At 70.5% G+C, this 15304-nt stretch carries 15 protein-coding genes; 8 read left to right on the top strand and 7 right to left on the bottom strand.

Going from position 1 to position 15304, the window contains the following annotated elements; translation table 11 throughout:
• The first annotated feature begins 5 nt into the window (after positions 1-5).
• Positions 6-1760, top strand: coding sequence for a succinate dehydrogenase flavoprotein subunit (gene sdhA / locus ACIG5F_RS28205; RefSeq protein WP_396522533.1), 1755 nt, complete (start codon positions 6-8; stop codon positions 1758-1760).
• On the top strand, positions 1760-2545 hold the full coding sequence (locus ACIG5F_RS28200) for a succinate dehydrogenase iron-sulfur subunit (protein WP_396522531.1): 786 nt from the start codon (positions 1760-1762) through the stop codon (positions 2543-2545). Before sdhA ends, ACIG5F_RS28200 begins: the two co-directional genes overlap by 1 nt.
• A gap of 54 nt (positions 2546-2599) precedes the next feature.
• On the opposite strand, the gene ACIG5F_RS28195 is transcribed toward ACIG5F_RS28200, so the two are convergent.
• Positions 2600-3835 carry a glycosyltransferase gene (locus ACIG5F_RS28195; RefSeq protein ID WP_396522529.1) on the bottom strand — a complete coding sequence of 412 codons (1236 nt, stop codon included), beginning with the start codon at positions 3833-3835 and terminating at the stop codon, positions 2600-2602.
• A gap of 102 nt (positions 3836-3937) precedes the next feature.
• Here ACIG5F_RS28195 and ACIG5F_RS28190 point away from each other — a divergent pair, with 102 nt between their 5' ends.
• The 4 genes from ACIG5F_RS28190 (at position 3938) to ACIG5F_RS28175 (ending at position 6975) form a co-directional block, all read left to right on the top strand.
• Complete coding sequence (locus tag ACIG5F_RS28190) at positions 3938-4399, top strand: MarR family winged helix-turn-helix transcriptional regulator (RefSeq protein ID WP_396522527.1); 462 nt, start codon at positions 3938-3940, stop codon at positions 4397-4399.
• A gap of 35 nt (positions 4400-4434) precedes the next feature.
• Positions 4435-5700 (top strand): MFS transporter, encoded by a 1266-nt coding sequence (locus tag ACIG5F_RS28185; RefSeq protein ID WP_396522525.1) that lies wholly within the window; start codon positions 4435-4437, stop codon positions 5698-5700.
• Between the two features lie 208 nt (positions 5701-5908).
• The gene (locus tag ACIG5F_RS28180; protein WP_396522523.1) at positions 5909-6775 is read left to right on the top strand and encodes a helix-turn-helix domain-containing protein; all 867 of its coding nucleotides are present in this window, start codon (positions 5909-5911) and stop codon (positions 6773-6775) included.
• Positions 6776-6789: 14 nt separating this feature from the next.
• On the top strand, positions 6790-6975 hold the full coding sequence (locus ACIG5F_RS28175; RefSeq protein ID WP_396522521.1) for a DUF397 domain-containing protein: 186 nt from the start codon (positions 6790-6792) through the stop codon (positions 6973-6975).
• A gap of 49 nt (positions 6976-7024) precedes the next feature.
• Here the strand turns inward: ACIG5F_RS28175 and ACIG5F_RS28170 are convergent, their stop codons facing one another.
• Together ACIG5F_RS28170 and ACIG5F_RS28165 are read right to left on the bottom strand one after the other, a co-directional pair.
• Positions 7025-8398: a S8 family peptidase gene (locus tag ACIG5F_RS28170; RefSeq protein ID WP_396522519.1), complete on the bottom strand. Its 1374-nt coding sequence runs from the start codon at positions 8396-8398 to the stop codon at positions 7025-7027.
• 86 nt (positions 8399-8484) lie between these two features.
• Positions 8485-8736, bottom strand: coding sequence for an SCO4848 family membrane protein (locus tag ACIG5F_RS28165; protein WP_396522517.1), 252 nt, complete (start codon positions 8734-8736; stop codon positions 8485-8487).
• 81 nt (positions 8737-8817) lie between these two features.
• Between ACIG5F_RS28165 and ACIG5F_RS28160 the strand changes: the two genes are divergently transcribed.
• Positions 8818-10149 (top strand): D-alanyl-D-alanine carboxypeptidase family protein, encoded by a 1332-nt coding sequence (locus ACIG5F_RS28160; RefSeq protein ID WP_396522515.1) that lies wholly within the window; start codon positions 8818-8820, stop codon positions 10147-10149.
• On the opposite strand, the gene yhjD is transcribed toward ACIG5F_RS28160, so the two are convergent.
• The 3 genes from yhjD to ACIG5F_RS28145 all read right to left on the bottom strand — a co-directional run bounded on the left by yhjD (position 10146) and on the right by ACIG5F_RS28145 (position 12053).
• A complete protein-coding gene (yhjD, locus tag ACIG5F_RS28155; protein ID WP_396522513.1) occupies positions 10146-11195 on the bottom strand; it encodes an inner membrane protein YhjD in 1050 nt (349 codons plus the stop codon). The two genes, ACIG5F_RS28160 and yhjD, sit on opposite strands and share 4 nt — an antisense overlap.
• 90 nt (positions 11196-11285) lie before the next feature.
• Positions 11286-11615 (bottom strand): hypothetical protein, encoded by a 330-nt coding sequence (locus ACIG5F_RS28150; protein WP_396522511.1) that lies wholly within the window; start codon positions 11613-11615, stop codon positions 11286-11288.
• Positions 11616-11909: 294 nt separating this feature from the next.
• Positions 11910-12053 carry an LPXTG cell wall anchor domain-containing protein gene (locus tag ACIG5F_RS28145; RefSeq protein ID WP_396522509.1) on the bottom strand — a complete coding sequence of 48 codons (144 nt, stop codon included), beginning with the start codon at positions 12051-12053 and terminating at the stop codon, positions 11910-11912.
• A gap of 16 nt (positions 12054-12069) precedes the next feature.
• Here ACIG5F_RS28145 and ACIG5F_RS28140 point away from each other — a divergent pair, with 16 nt between their 5' ends.
• Positions 12070-12699: a hypothetical protein gene (locus tag ACIG5F_RS28140; protein ID WP_396522507.1), complete on the top strand. Its 630-nt coding sequence runs from the start codon at positions 12070-12072 to the stop codon at positions 12697-12699.
• 33 nt (positions 12700-12732) lie between these two features.
• On the opposite strand, the gene ACIG5F_RS28135 is transcribed toward ACIG5F_RS28140, so the two are convergent.
• Positions 12733-15279, bottom strand: a complete 2547-nt coding sequence (locus ACIG5F_RS28135) for a bifunctional FO biosynthesis protein CofGH (RefSeq protein ID WP_396522505.1) — start codon at positions 15277-15279, stop codon at positions 12733-12735.
• Between the last annotated feature and the right edge of the window lie 25 nt (positions 15280-15304).

The following is a 15304-nucleotide window of genomic DNA, read 5'->3' as shown; positions in this document are numbered from 1 at the left end:
CGGACATGCAGGTACACAAGTACGACGTGGTCATCGTCGGCGCCGGCGGGGCCGGGATGCGCGCGGCCATCGAGGCCGGGCAGCGCGTCCGCACCGCGGTGCTGACCAAGCTCTACCCCACCCGCTCCCACACCGGCGCGGCCCAGGGCGGCATGTGCGCCGCCCTGGCCAACGTCGAGGAGGACAACTGGGAGTGGCACACCTTCGACACGATCAAGGGCGGTGACTACCTCACCGACCAGGACGCCGCCGAGATCATGTGCAAGGAAGCCATCGACGCGGTCCTCGACCTGGAGAAGATGGGCCTGCCGTTCAACCGGACCCCCGAGGGCCGGATCGACCAGCGGCGCTTCGGCGGGCACACCCGCGACCACGGCAAGGCCGCCGTGCGGCGCGCGTGCTACGCCGCCGACCGCACCGGGCACATGATTCTCCAGACGCTGTACCAGAACTGCGTCAAGCACGGCATCGAGTTCTTCAACGAGTTCTACGTGCTCGACGTGTGCATGACCGACACGCCGGGCGGCCAGGTCTGCACCGGCGCGGTCGCGCTGGAGCTGGCCACCGGCGAGATCCACGTGTTCCAGGCCAAGGCGGTCGTGTTCGCCACCGGCGGCTTCGGCAAGGTCTTCAAGACGACGTCCAACGCGCACACCCTCACCGGCGACGGCATGGGCATCATCTTCCGCAAGGGCCTGCCGCTGGAGGACATGGAGTTCTACCAGTTCCACCCGACGGGCCTGGCCGGCCTGGGCATCCTGCTCACCGAGGGGGCCCGCGGCGAGGGCGCGATCCTGCGCAACGCCGACGGCGAGCGGTTCATGGAGCGCTACGCCCCCACCATCAAGGACCTCGCGCCCCGCGACATCGTCGCCCGGTCGATGGTGCTGGAGGTGCTGGAGGGCCGCGGCGCCGGTCCGCACAAGGACTACGTGCTGCTGGACTGCACGCACCTCGGGGCCGAGGTGCTGGAGACCAAGCTGCCCGACATCACCGAGTTCGCCCGCACCTACCTGGGTGTGGACCCGGTGACCGAGCCGGTGCCGGTGTACCCGACCGCGCACTACGCGATGGGCGGCATTCCGACCAACGTGCACGCCGAGGTGTTGCGGGACAACGAGAACGTCGTCCCCGGCCTGTACGCCGCCGGCGAGTGCGCCTGCGTGTCGGTGCACGGCGCGAACCGCCTGGGCACCAACTCGCTGCTGGACATCAACGTGTTCGGCCGCCGCGCCGGCATCGCCGCCGCCGAGTACGCCGCCACCGTGCACGACCACGTGGACCTGCCGGAGACCCCGGCCGCCCTGGTCGAGGGCATGGTCGAGGGGCTGCGCACCTCCACCGGCTCCGAGCGCGTGGCCGACCTGCGGATCGCGTTGCAGAACACCATGGACGCCAACGCCGCCGTGTACCGCACCGAGGACACGCTCAAGCAGGCGCTGCACGACGTGCAGCAGCTCAAGGAGCGGTACGGCAACGTCGCCGTGCAGGACAAGGGCAAGCGGTTCAACACCGACCTGCTGGAGGCCGTGGAGCTGGGCTTCCTGCTGGAGCTGGCCGAGATCCTGGTGGTCGGCGCGATCGCCCGCAAGGAGTCCCGCGGCGGGCACGCCCGGGAGGACTACCCGACGCGTGACGACACGAACTTCATGCGCCACACCATGGCGTACAAGCAGGGCGAGCAGCTGTCCGCCGACATCCGCCTGGACTACAAGCCGGTGACCTTCACCCGGTACAAGCCGATGGAGCGCAAGTACTGATGACCGCGACCACCGACACCGCGCCCTCGGGTTCCCGCGGCTCGCAGCCGCCGGCGCCGCCCGGCTCGGTCACCATCACCGTGCAGATCCGGCGCTTCAACCCGGAGTTCGACGACGAGCCGTACTGGCAGTCGTTCGAGGTCCCGGCGCTGCCCAGCGACCGCGTGCTCAACGTGCTGCACACCATCAAGTGGTACATCGACGGCTCGGTGACCTTCCGCCGCTCCTGCGCCCACGGCGTGTGCGGCTCGGACGCCATGCGCATCAACGGCGTCAACCGGCTGGCGTGCAAGGTGCTGGTGAAGGACCTGTTGGCCGCCAACGGGAAGCACACCACCATCACCATGGAGCCGATCAAGGGCCTGCCGGTGCAGAAGGACCTGATCGTCGACATGGAGCCGTTCTTCGAGGCTTTCCGCGCCGTGAAGCCGTACCTGATGACCACGGGCCACGAGCCGACCCGTGAGCGCATCCAGTCGGCCGCCGACCGGGCCCGCTTCGACGACACCACCAAGTGCATCCTGTGCGCCTGCTGCACCACGTCGTGCCCGGTGTACTGGACCGAGGGCTCGTACTTCGGCCCGGCGGCGATCGTCAACGCGCACCGCTTCATCTTCGACAGCCGCGACGAGGGTTCCGAGGAGCGCCTGGACATCCTCAACGACGTCGACGGCGTGTGGCGCTGCCGCACCACCTTCAACTGCACCGACGCCTGCCCACGGGGCATCCAGGTCACCAAGGCCATCCAGGAGGTCAAGCGCGCCCTTCTGTTCAAGCGCGTCTGACCGTTCTGGGAGAACGTCGAGGCCCCGCCGAATTTCGGCGGGGCCTCGTCACGTTCAGGCAGCGACGAGCCGGTCGACAGCGGCCAGGACCGGCGCGGCCCCGTCCTCCTCGGCGATGCGCGCGGCGATCCCCGCCGCCGCCTGTCGGAACCGGGATTCGTTGGCCGCACTGGTGATCGCGGCGGCCAGCCGTTCGCCGGACAGGCGCGCGGCCGGGATGGCGCAGGGCGCGGCGCCGAGGTCGACCAGCCGGCGGGCCCAGAATCCCTGGTCGTACACGAAAGGCACTGGCACGGAAGGAATCCCGGCCCGCAGGGTGGCGGCCGTGGTGCCCGCGCCGGCATGGTGGACCGCGGCCGCGACCCGGGGGAGCAGCCAGTCGTGCGGAACCTCGCCCACGGTGAAAATGTTGTCGCCCTTGACATCCAGGCCTTCCCAGCCCCGCTGAACGACCGCCCGCAGGCCGGTGCGGCCGACGGCGTCGAGCACGGTCGCGCTGAGGGCCTCGGTCTTGCCGACGTCGACACTGCCGAAGCCGAGGTACACCGGCGGCGGCCCGGCGGCGAGGAACCGCTCCAGGTCCGCCGCTGGCTGCCAGTCGCTCGGCCGGGGCGACCACCAGTAGCCGGCCAGCTGAACGTTGTCGGGCCAGTCCGCCGGCCGGGGCACCACCGCGGGCGAGACCCCGTACAGCGTGGGCACCGCGCCCGGACGGTAGGCCGGGGGGACCTCGGTCGGCAGCCCGAGATCGGCGCGAATCTCGCGGATGAGCCCGGCGAAGGCCCGCATCCCCAGCCGTCCGACCAGTTCCGGCACCAGCCGGTTGAGCCAGGGGCCAAGGTTGCGGCCGCCGAGGAAGGTCGGCCCGAACTCCCGGGTGGGTTGGGCGATCTGGAACGGCACCAGCAGGCACGGCACGCCCAGCGCCTCGGCGATGGGGATCGCCGCCGGGGCCGTGCCGTACGTGACCAGCACGATGTCCGCGCCCTCGGCGGCGGCGACCATCGCCGGGACGAACCGCCCCATCGCCCCGGCGGCGAGCCGGATCACCGACGCGGTGCCGCGAGCGCCCGGCCGGTGGGCGGCCCGGGCCTGCTTCGTCTCCGGCGGGACGGCCGCGCCGACGTCGAGCGGGTGGCAGTCGAGGCCGGCGTCGGTCACCAGCCGGGTGAGCCGCTCGGGGACGGTCATGCCGACCCGGTGGCCGGCCTCCTGTAGCCGGATGCCCAGCCCCACCAGGGGCGCCACGTCGCCGTGGGTGCCCATGTTCAAGATCGCGATTCGTGCCATCTCTCCCCCTGTTCGCTTGTGTCACCCACGGTGTCATAGTGACATCAGAAGTGTCAATATGACACTTTTAGTGTCATATGCGGGCGTGACACCATGGACGTCATGTCCGGGGCCGACCACCTCCACGCCGTGCTGTTCGCGCTGCGCCCGTTGCAGAACTCCACCGCCAAGGTGCTGGGCGAGGTGACGACGGACATCGGCCTGTCGCTGCCGGAGCGCGCGATCATGGAGGTGCTCAACGCCACCGGCGAGAGCACGGTGCCGACGATCGGCCGGGCCCTGCTGCTGCCCCGCCAGGTCGTGCAGCGGCTGGCCGACGCCGTGCACGAACGCGGGCTGATCGAGTACGTGACCAACCCGGCGCACCGCCGGTCCCGCCTGCTGCGGCTCAGCGCCGCCGGCCGGCAGCTGTTCGACGAGCTGCTGGACCGGGAGCTGCGGCTGCTGGAGCCGGTCGCCGACACGCTCGACCCCGAGGACATGGCAGCCTGCGCCCGGGTGATGGCGGCGCTCAACGCGGCCATGCACACGATGGCCCAACAGATCGGCGACCCGGCCGAGTAGACCTCCACAGCGCTGGAGGTTCCACAATGGCCGGCGTGGGGAGCGAGAGCTGGTCGTACGGGCGGGTGCTGCGGGACTTCCGGGTCGGCGCGCTGCTCACCGGCGACGTCGTGTCCAACGTCGGCGACGGGATGATCATCACGGCGCTGCCCCTGCTGACGCTGCGCATTCACGGCGGGGTGCCGGCGCCGCTGGCCATCTCGGCGGTCGAGGCGTCGCCGTACGTGCTGGCCACGGTCCTGGCCTTCACCATCGGCCTGACCAGGCTGCGCATCCCGCCGCGGGCGCTGATCATCGTGGACTGCCTGCTGCGCGGCGGCGCGCTGGCCGCGCTGGGGCTGCTGGCCATGGCCGACGCGCTCACGCTGCCGGTGCTGATCTGCGGCCTGCTGATCGGCTCGGTGTTCCGGATGGTCGGCACGAGCGCCCGCCGGCTCGCCGTGACCGCGATGGTGCCGGCCGAAGGTCGGTTGGCGGCCAACGGATTGCTGGGCACCAGCAGCAGCCTCGCGCTCTACGCGATCGGCCCGTTGGTGGGCGGAGTGCTTGCTGCCACACAAAACCCGGGGATCGCACTGCTGGTCGACGGTTGCAGCCTGGCGCTGTTGTTGGCCGCGGCGGTGTTCGTGACGCCGTCCACAAAGGACTCGGTGGACGGCGAGCGCCTGCCCGCGTCTGGCCTGCGCATCCTGCGCCGTATCCCGATCACGGCACGGCTGCTCGTGGTGGTGTTCGGCTTCAACCTGTTCTACATGCCGGTCGAGGTCGCGCTGCCGCTGCTGGTTCGCGGCCCGCTCCAGGGCGACGGCGTGGCGCTCGGCCTGATCTGGACCGCGTTGGGCGTGGGCGCGTTGATCGGCGCGGCGCTGACGACCACGCTGCGGCGGCTGCCCGAGCAGAAGCTGCTAATCTCGATCATCGCCGCCTGGGCGGCCGTCGGGATCCTGCTGGCCTTCGCACCCTCGGTGCCGTACGCGGCGGTCGTGTTCTTCTTCGGCGGCCTGGTCTACGCCCCGTTCACGCCCGTGGTCTACACGGTGGTGCAGAACGTGCTCGCGCCGGACGAGCAGCAGCCCGTGCTCACCTTGTGGACCGCCGTCTCGGTGCTGGCCGCACCACTCGGCCTGGCACTGTCCGGTCCGCTCGTGCAGGGCGTCGGGGCCCAGGGCGGCCTGGTGGTTTCGTCCGTGCTGACCATCGCGCTCGTCCCGCTGGCGGCAATCGGCCTGCGCGCCCGTCCCGCGACGGCCACGCCGCCCGAGGGCCGCGAAACTCATGGGCCTGCTCACTCGCAATGGTGATTTTCGCCAGCCCGCGCAGCTCGCCGCTCGGCCGGGCTCATCTTGGCTCAGCAGCTGAGAAAAGGGGCGGGATTCGGGGTAGAGTACGACAGGGTATGCACAGTGCAATTGCATGGATGGATTGCTTGCAAAGGTCACCCTGATGGCCTAACGTGGCGCCACGCGCCTCCAGCGGCTACGCGGGCAGGGTGGTTCAGGAGGTGTGAGGATGCCCCCTTCGCAGGGTCCGTTGATCCCGCGCCGCCGCCTCGGTCACGAGCTGCGCAAGCTCCGCGAGGCCGCCGGGATGCAGCTGGTCGACGCCGCGAAGCGACTGGAGTGTTCACCGTCCAAGGTCAGCCGGCTCGAGACCGGCCAGGGACTGCCCAAGCTGCGCGACGTGCGCGATCTACTCGATCTCTACGAGGTTCGCGACCACCGGCTGCGGACCCGGCTGCAGAACCTGGCCACCGCCAGCCAGGAGGACGCCTGGTGGTCTGACCACCCCGAGGCCTGGCCGCCGAACATGGGCAGCTACATCTCGCTGGAATCGGCGGCCACCGGCATGCAGTCGTTCAGCGGCTTCGCCGTCCCCGGCCTGGTCCAGATCCCGGCATACTGCAGGGAAATTTTCAGGAACAATTTCCCCGAAGCCCCAGACAGCGAGATCGACCAGCTGGTCGAGATTCGCGGCCGACGGCAGCAATATGTGATCGACCGACTGGGCGAACTGCAGGTCACCGGCGTGATCGACGAGAGCGTGCTACACCGTGTAGTGCATTCGCCGGAGACCATGCGGCGTCAACTGGACCACTTGATCAACTTTGCTCGACACGATAGTGTGGAACTAAGGATTTTCCCATACACCGCCGGCTACAATCTCGGCATCCAATCGAACTACATCATCTTCACCTTCGACAGCGACACCGACCGGGACACCGTGTACCAGGAGCTGAGCGGTGACGACCGCTTCTCGGCCCAGGAGTCGGAAGTGAAGAGATACCAGGACATCTTCGTCAATCTACTGTCGAAGTGCCCGGACCAAAAGTCCTCACTAGACCTGATTGAGAAGGTGATGAAAAGTAACTATGAGTGAAAGATCGTGCACCAATGGACATCACGTTTAAGAAGAGCAGCTTCTGTGGCGACGGCAACTGCGTCGAGGTGGCTGCTCTGCCGTCGGGCGACATCGCACTGCGTGACGCGAAGGACCCGAGTCTGCCGGCTCACGTTTTCACGCGGGCCGAGTGGGCCGCCTTCGTCTCGGGCGTCCGCAACGGTGAGTTCGACTACTGAAAAGCTTGCGTGAGGCCCGGGAAGTCGGGGACTTCCCGGGCCTCGCCATTTATCGGGTGACGGCGGCCAGGGCGTTGACCAGGCCGTGCCCGTAGTAGCTGTTGTCCGCGGCCGGCCCCGTGCAGGTCGGGGTGTCGGCTGGGCAGGCGATCGGCGTGGCCTGCGACCGGAGCAGATTCCGCAGCTGCGCGGGAGAAGCCCACGGATGCGTGCTGGCCAGCAGCGCGATCACGCCGACCACATGCGGGGTGGCCATCGACGTGCCGCACATGCTGCCGTAGCGACCGCCCGTCAGGGTGGACAGCGGGCACGCCGGGCCGGAACCGGCCGGCGGCTGCTGCGCGCCGTCACCACCGGGGGCGGTCACGTCGACCTTGCCCCAGTCGCTGTAGCCGGATTTCGTGCTGGCGTAGCCGACGGCCGACACCGAGACCACGTCCGGCAGCCCGGCCGGCAGCATCGCGCAGTTGCGGTCCACCGGCCGCGGCCGCACCCGGTCGCTGACCGGGTTGGAGATGTCCAGCGACTCGTTGCCGGCGGCGGCCACGTTGAGCACGCCCTTGCCGGTGGAGTACGCGACCGCGCGCCGGACCGCCTCGTAGGCGGCCGAGTCGCCTGGCTGGTTGCGGCAGAAGTAGAAGCCCGGGTCGATGAAGTAGCTGCTGTTGGTGACGGCGAAGTGGTGCTTGGCCGCCCACATGAAGCCGCAGATCGCGGCCTCGGGGAAGATGAAGCCGTCGTCGGTGACCACCTTCACCGCGGCCAGCCGCACGTCGGGCGCGATGCCGGTGACGCCATCGCCGTCGTCGGCGGCGGCGATGGTGCCGGCCACGTGCGTGCCGTGCGAACTGGTGGTGGGCTTCCACGAGTCGGCCGACGGATCGGCCTTGCCGGTCAGGCAGCCGGCCGAGTCGGCCGGGTCGATGGCCTTGGCGAACTCGGGGTGGGTGGCGTCCACCCCGGAGTCGAGCACGCCGACGATCACGCGGTGGCTGCCCTCGTTGACCTTGTTGGCCTGCTTGGCCTTGATCAGGTCCATGTCCCACTGCTCGGCGCTGCGGTCGACCGCGGGGGCGGCCGTCGTCACCGCCGACTCCTGGGAGCGGGACCGCGTCAGGGCCGTGGGCACGTCCTTGCGGCCGCTGTAGGCCCGGTTCGGGCCGATCCGGGTGGCGAAGTCGGGGCTGGCCGAGGTGGCCACCGCCACCCCGATCTCCGGGTAGTACTCGACCAGGGAACCGCAGTCGAACCGCAGCTCGGCGTCGGCCACGAACTTGGGCACGCCCGGGGTGTAGAGCACCACGTAGGTGTAGGAGGTGCCGGTGGTGTCGCAGGGGTGATGGTCCGGGGCGGCGGACGCGACCGGCGCCAACCCAACGAGGGCGGCGCCGGCGGCGGTCAGCAGCGTCAGCAGACGTCTCATTCGCCGGAACGTAGCAATTGGGACATCGCTCAACCAGACGTGCGAACGTTCACAATTGCCAGCGGGCGGGCAACCCTTCGACCGGTTCACGCAGGGTGAGCGACCTCCACCGGCCGCCTCGCGGCGAGCAGCCCGCGCAGCCCGAACCAGCCGATGGCGGTGCCGAAGGCGACGGAGATGACGGCCAGCGTGAGGTGCACGGCGAAGAAAGCGGTGGCCGACCCGGCGGCGAAGGCCCTCGGGTCCTGCGCCACGTTGATCACCAGCGTCACCCAGATGAACCAGCTCCACACCCCGAACAGGAGCAGGAACACGGACTTGCCACGGGTCAGCTTCACGTCCGCAGTATCCGCCGAGGCCACCGCCGGTGTAGACACGGGGCCGGCCGGTCACGCCGTGTAACGCACTAGCCTGCGGGGGTGCCCCTCCCAGCTCGACGGCCCGCAGCCGCCCTGCTCACGGCCGTGGCCTGCGTGGTCACCGCCGTGTTCGTCACGACGGGCAGCGCCGCTGCGGTGATCACGACGACCACCACCAGCACCTCCGCTACCTCGACGTCGACCTCGACGTCGGGAAGCGCCGCGCCGAACGAGTGCCCGAACAAGCAGTCGCCGCCGGCCGCCGAGGACGACGCCGAGCAGCCCCCGGCCGGCTCGCCCGCGCCGAAGCCGCTGCCGGTGCCGGCCGACCCCGTGGGCGGCGACCAGCTCGGCAAGTGCGGCTTCGTGCTGCCGCCGGACGCGGCCACCGCGCCGCCGTCCGAGGTCAACGCCGCCTCCTGGGTGCTGGCCGACCTGGACACCGGCGCCGTGCTCGCGGCCAAGGACCCGCACGCCCGCCAGCGCCCGGCCGCCCTGATCAAGGTGCTGCTGGCCATGGTGGCGCTCAACGACCTCAAGCCGAACACGCCCGTCCTGATCACCCAGGAGGACGTGGACGCGGCCAAGGGCTACTCGGCGGTCGGCGTGCCGGCCGGCGGCAAGTTCACCGTGACCCAGCTGGTCGAGGCCATGCTGCTCAAGCCCGGCAACGACGTGCCCAACGCGCTGGCCCGGGCGCTGGGCGGCGTTCCCAAGACGCTGGACCTGATGAACGCCGCGGCCAAGCAGATGGGCGCGCTGGACACCCGGGTGGCCACGCCGGGTGGCCTGGACGGGCCGGGCATGAGCACCTCGGCCTACGACCTGGCGCTGATCTACCGGCACGCCATGCAGATGCCGGCCTTCGCCGACGCGGCCGCGGTCAAGTCGGTGACGCTGGGCGGCGTCGCCGTGCACAACACCGACTCGCTGCTGACCACCTACGCCGGCGCGATCACCGGCATCAGCAGCAACACCACCGACGCGCACTCCACCAACCTGTCCTCGGCCGGCAAGGCTGGGCACCGGCTGGTGGCCGTGCTGCTGCGCGGCGAGACGACCGCGTTCCCGATGTACCGGCAGAGCTCCAAGCTGCTGGACTACGGCTTCGCGCTGACCGCTGCCAACGTGCACCAGGTCGGCGTGCTGGTCGACCAGGCCCCGCCGGTGAAGCCGTCGGTGTCCTCCTCGTCCTCGGTCACCACGACCGACGCCGCCAACGTGGCCAACGCCGCCGAGAACACGCCGATGTACCAGGCGTTCGGCAACGTCGGCATGCCGCTGACCATCGTGGCCGGCGTGGGCGTGCTGGTGGTGCTGGCGATGTACCTGCGCAAGCGCCGCGCCCGCGCGGCCCGGGCCCGCCGGCTGGCGGCCCAGGCCAACAGCTAGCGGCGGCGCAGCAACCGGGTCAGCGTCACGCCCAGCAGGGCGCCGGCGCTGAGCAGGCCCGCCGTCACGGTGGCGTCGGGCCGGCCGGCCAGGTGCACCGTCGGCCGGATCACCACCGGCTCCGGCAGCGGCGCCGGGTCGGCCGAGCGGTGCATGTTCTCCCGGGCGGTCGCGGTCCATGCGGTGATGAACACCAGGAACCGCGACACCAGGTTGATGAAGACCAGCAGGCCCAGCAGCGTGCCGAAGACCGAGCCGGACGGCGAGTTCTTGATCGCCTGTAGGTAGACGTTGCCGACCTGCTTGAGGATCTCGAAGCCGACCGCGCCGGTGATCGCGCCCCGCACCGCGCTGCGCCAGCCCACGTGGAAGCGCGGCAGGCTGGTCAGCACCCACAGGAACACCAGCCAGTTGGCCGCCAGGCCCAGCACGATGGCCGCCACCGACAGCAGGAACTCCGCCCAGCCGGTCTGCCGCAGCCCCAGCCACTCCAGCAGCAGGCCGCCCAGGCCGGTGCCCGCCGCCGTGATGCCGAACGAGACCACCAGGGCCAGGCCGAGACCGATCAGCGTCAGCAGGTCCTTGACCGCCGTGATCAGAAACGGCAGTTGCGGGCGCTCACGCGTCCACTGGGCGGTCAGGGCGTCGCGCAGGCTGGTCATCCAGCCCAGGCCGGAGTAGAGCGCCGCCAGCAGGCCGAACACGCCCACCGAGCCGCGGGAGTCGATCAGCTTGCCGACGATGGTGTTGACCTGGTCGCCCAGCGCGCCGGGCACCGCGGTGGCGATGCCGGTGCGGATCTGGCCCAGCAGCTGCTCGTTGCCGGCCAGCACGAAGCCCGCGACCGAGAAGCCCAGCATCAGCAACGGGATCAGCGACAGCACGCTGTAGTAGGTGATCGCGGCGGCGTAGTGGTCGCCGTACCGGTCGACATAACGTTCCCCGGCGCGCAGCAGGTGGTCGAGCCACGAATGACGCTTGCGCAGCCGGGTCAGCAGGGATTCCTTGTCCGCCACCCGCCAACCGTAACGCTGCGTGCCCACCATCGCAGAGCGTCGACGCCTTCAACGCTTGGAAGGGGGCTTTCCTCCACTCCGAGTGGAGGAAAGCCCCCTTCCAAGCGGAAGTGGGACGGGTCAGAGCTGGCTGGGGGTGGGGAGGGGGGTCGGCTTGGTGGCGGCCGCGGCGGCGGCGTTCTCCTCGACGACGGCTTTGGCGGCCTGGGCGGCGGCCTTGGCCTCGCGGGCCAGGCGGTGGCGGTGGCGCAGCAGGCCGGCGATCAGCCCGCCGAAGCCGAGCAGGATGGCCAGCAGCGCGAAGCCGTCCAGGGTGACCGGGACGCGGCTCTCCACGGCGGGGTCGGCGTCCGCGGCGGCGGCGACGCCGGCGGTCAGCAGCGCGGTGGCCGGCAGCAGGCAGGCGGCAGTCAGGGTGAAACGCGTGAGGTGCCGAACTTGGTTACGCAAGGCAGCGTCTCCCGACAGTGAGGTCGCCCCCAGAAGAGTGAACTGCGGGGTTTCTGTCGTTCGGAAAACTACCGAACGTGTCAACCCCACCCGTTCCGGGGACTGTGCGGTCCATCACGAGGAGCGAGAATAACGGCGGTCGTTACCGACCTCCGCGCCGGGTCCCACAAGATCAGGACCAGCGTCTTTGCGCCCGTGGGCCCCGCCCCGAGGCGGTCAGCGTGTCCGTTCGGGCAACTGTGACGTGCCGTACTTCGCGGGGCGCCCCGGGCGGGCGGGGCGCCCCGCGAAGACTCACTTACGCGGCGTCGGCGTGCGGCGGACCAGCAGCATCAGGCCACCGCCCACGACCAGCAGCAGGCCGAAGCCGACCAACATGCCGGTGTCGGCGGCGGTGCCGGTGTAGGCCAGCGGCGGAGTGGACGGCGCGGTCGACACCGGCGGGGCGGTCGTCGTGGAGGACGACGGGGGCGCGGTGGTGGACGACAGCGACGGGCTGGTCGTCGTGGTCGAGCCAGTGGTCGTCGAACCAGTTGTCGTTGACCCAGTGGTCGTCGAACCAGTCGTCGTTGACCCAGTCGTCGTTGACCCAGTCGTCGTCGAACCAGTCGTCGTGGTGGTCGACTCGGTGGTGGTCGTCGTCGACTCGGTGGTCGTGGTGGTGGACCCCGTGGTGGTGGTCGGGGTCGTCGTGGTGGTCGACCCGGTCGTGGTGGTCGTCGTCGGGGTCGTGGTCGTGGTCGACCCCGTCGTCGTCGTGGTCGACCCTGTCGTGGTGGTGGTCGTGCTCGTCGGCGTGGTTGTCGTCGTGCACGGGGTGGTGGTGCGGCCGGTCGTGGTCGTCGGCGGCGTGGTCGTCTCGCACGGCGGCAGCCCGCGCCCGTGGCCGGCCGGCTCGCACGGCGGGTTGCCCCGCTGCTGGGCGGTCGCGGAATGGGTGGCCGGGGCGGAACCGCCCGCTGTCGCGGCCATGGCCGCCCCGGCACCGGCGATGATCGTCCCGGCCACCATCACGGCCAGGGGGAACGCGAGCGCTCTTCTGTTGCGCACGGTGGGTGTCCTTCCGAGGCGGAGTGTCGCTTGAGGCAACCTCAGAAGCTACCCATTCGCCGTAACGTTAATGGTCCAAAAGGCTCACTCGAACGGGTCCACTTGTGGCAATTCGGCCGTAGGTCGTGGTTCGCTGACGCGCGTGACGGCCGGCCAGCGCCGCCATCGCTTCCAGCTGCTCGATGGTGCGGGCCGAGCCGTGCTCCGAGCCGGCCATCCGGCTGATCGTCTCCTCCATCAGCGTGCCGCCGAAGTCGTTGGCGCCGCCGCGAAGGATCTCCGCGGTGCCCTCGTCGCCGAGCTTCACCCAGGAGCACTGGATGTTGTCGATACGGCCGTGCAACGCCAGCCGGGCCAGGGCGTGCACCGCGCGATTGTCCCTTCGGGACGGTCCGGGGCGGGCCACGCCGGCCAGGTAGATCGGCGCGTTGCGGTGCACGAAGGGCAGCAGCACGAACTCGGTGAAACCACCGGTGTCGTCCTGGAGGCGGGCCAGCGTGCGCAGGTGGCCGAGCCAGTGGCCGGGGTGGTCGACGTGGCCGTACATCATGGTGGACGAGGAGCGGATGCCCAGCCGGTGCGCGGTGCCCACGACCTCCAGCCAGGTCTTGGTCGGCAGCTTGCCCTTGGTCAGCACCCAGCGCACGTCGTCGTCGAGGATCTCGGCCGCCGTGCCGGGAATCGTGTCCAGGCCGGCGTCCCGCAGCTCGGTCAGCCACTCCCGCACGCTCACGCCGGCCTTGGCCGCGCCGCTGACGATCTCCATGGGGCTGAAGGCGTGCACGTGCATGCCCGGCACCTTGGCCTTGATCGCCCGCACCATGTCGGCGTAGAAGCTGGTCGGCAGCTTGGGGTCGATGCCGCCCTGGATGCACACCTCGGTGGCGCCCACGGTCCACGCCTCCCAGGCGCGGTCGGCGACGTCGTCCACGGTCAGCCGGTAGGCGTCGGCGTCGCGTTCCCGTTGCGCGAAGGCGCAGAACCGGCAGCCGACGTAGCAGACGTTGGAGAAGTTGATGTTCCGGTTGACCACGTAGGTGACGTCGTCGCCGTTGACCTCGGCCCGCAGCTGGTCGGCCAGCCGGGTCATCGTCTCCAGTGCCTCGCCGTCGGCGGTCAGCAGCGCCAGGGCGGCGTCCGCGTTGCGCTCCTCCAGCAGCGCGCCGGGATTCTCGGCGGCGATCTTGAGTCCAGTGAGGACGTCGCTGGGCAGCTTGCTGAAGGTGGGACTGGTGTCGAGCTGGCGGCGCAGGGATTCCCAGTCGCCGTAGACGCTGTCGAAGTCGCCCCGCCGGTCGTCGGTGCGGCCGGTGGTGTCGATGGTCTCGTGCAGGTCGGTGCGGCCCTGGGACTCCAGGGCGTAGTCCGGCTCCTGCCACGTCCGTCCACTCAGGACGGCATCCGGGTCGGCCAGGCCGGTTTCCTTGTCCGCCAGCGCTTCCACGTGCGCGCCGATGCGGGTGTCGATCCACGGCTGGCCCGCTTTGACGAAGCGGGGGTAGGCCGTGAGCCGCTCACGCAGCTGGAAACCCGACTTCGCCGTCACGGCGGTCAGCTCGTCGATGGCCGGCCACGGCCGCTCCGGGTTGACGTGGTCCGGGGTCACCGGCGACACGCCGCCCCAGTCGTCGATGCCCGCGCGCAGCATCAGCTCGAACTCGTCGCCGACCAGGTTGGGCGGGGCCTGCACGCTCACGGTGGACGGCAGCAGCAGCCGGCCCACCGCGATCGTCGCCGCCAGCTCGTGCAGGTCGGCGTCGGGCATGCCGCGCATCGCCGTGTCCGGCTTGGCCCGGAAGTTCTGGACGATGATCTCCTGGATGTTGCCGTACTGCCGCGCCACGCCGCGGATGGCCAGCAGCGAGTCGGCCCGCTCGTCCAGGTTCTCGCCGATGCCGATCAGGATGCCGGTGGTGAACGGCACGCCCACCCGGCCGGCGTCGGTCAGCACCCGCATCCGGACCGCCGGCTCCTTGTCCGGGCTGCCGAAGTGCGGGCCGCCCGGCTCGCTCCACAGGCGGGTCGCCGTCGTCTCCAGCATCATGCCCATGCTGGCCGCCACCGGCTTGAGCCGCTGGAACTCCTCCCAGCTCAGCACGCCCGGGTTGAGGTGGGGCAGCATGCCCGTCTCCTCCAGGACCGCGATCGCCACCGAGCGCAGGTAGTCCAGGGTCGAGCCGTAACCGCGGGCCTCCAGCCACTCCCGGGCCGCCGGCCACCGCTCCTCCGGCCGGTCGCCCAGCGTGAACAGGGCCTCCTTGCAGCCCTGGGCCGCCGCCTCGCGGGCGATCGCCAGCACCTCGTCGCGCTCCAGGTACGCCGCCGGCAGGCGGTGCGGCACCGTCGCGAAGGTGCAGTAGTGGCAGCGGTCCCGGCACAGCCGGGTCAGCGGGATGAAAGCGTTCTTGCTGTACGTGATGACGCCTTCGCGGCCCTCGGCCCTCAGGTGCGCGTCGCGGACCCGGCCCGCGATCGCCAGCAACTCGTCCAGGTGATCGCCACGGGCGTGCAGCAGGACCGCCGCCTCAGTGGCGTCCAGCGTCGAACCGTCGGCTGCGCGGCGAAGCGCCCTACGGAGGGCCGATTCGCTCGGTCGCGGGGTGTCGTTGACCACCGGCCGAGCGTAGGTCGGCTTTCGC

It is taken from the genome of Kutzneria sp. NPDC052558, assembly GCF_044547355.1.
GTDB lineage: Bacteria > Actinomycetota > Actinomycetes > Mycobacteriales > Pseudonocardiaceae > Kutzneria.
This window is presented reverse-complemented; position numbering and strand designations above follow the sequence as displayed.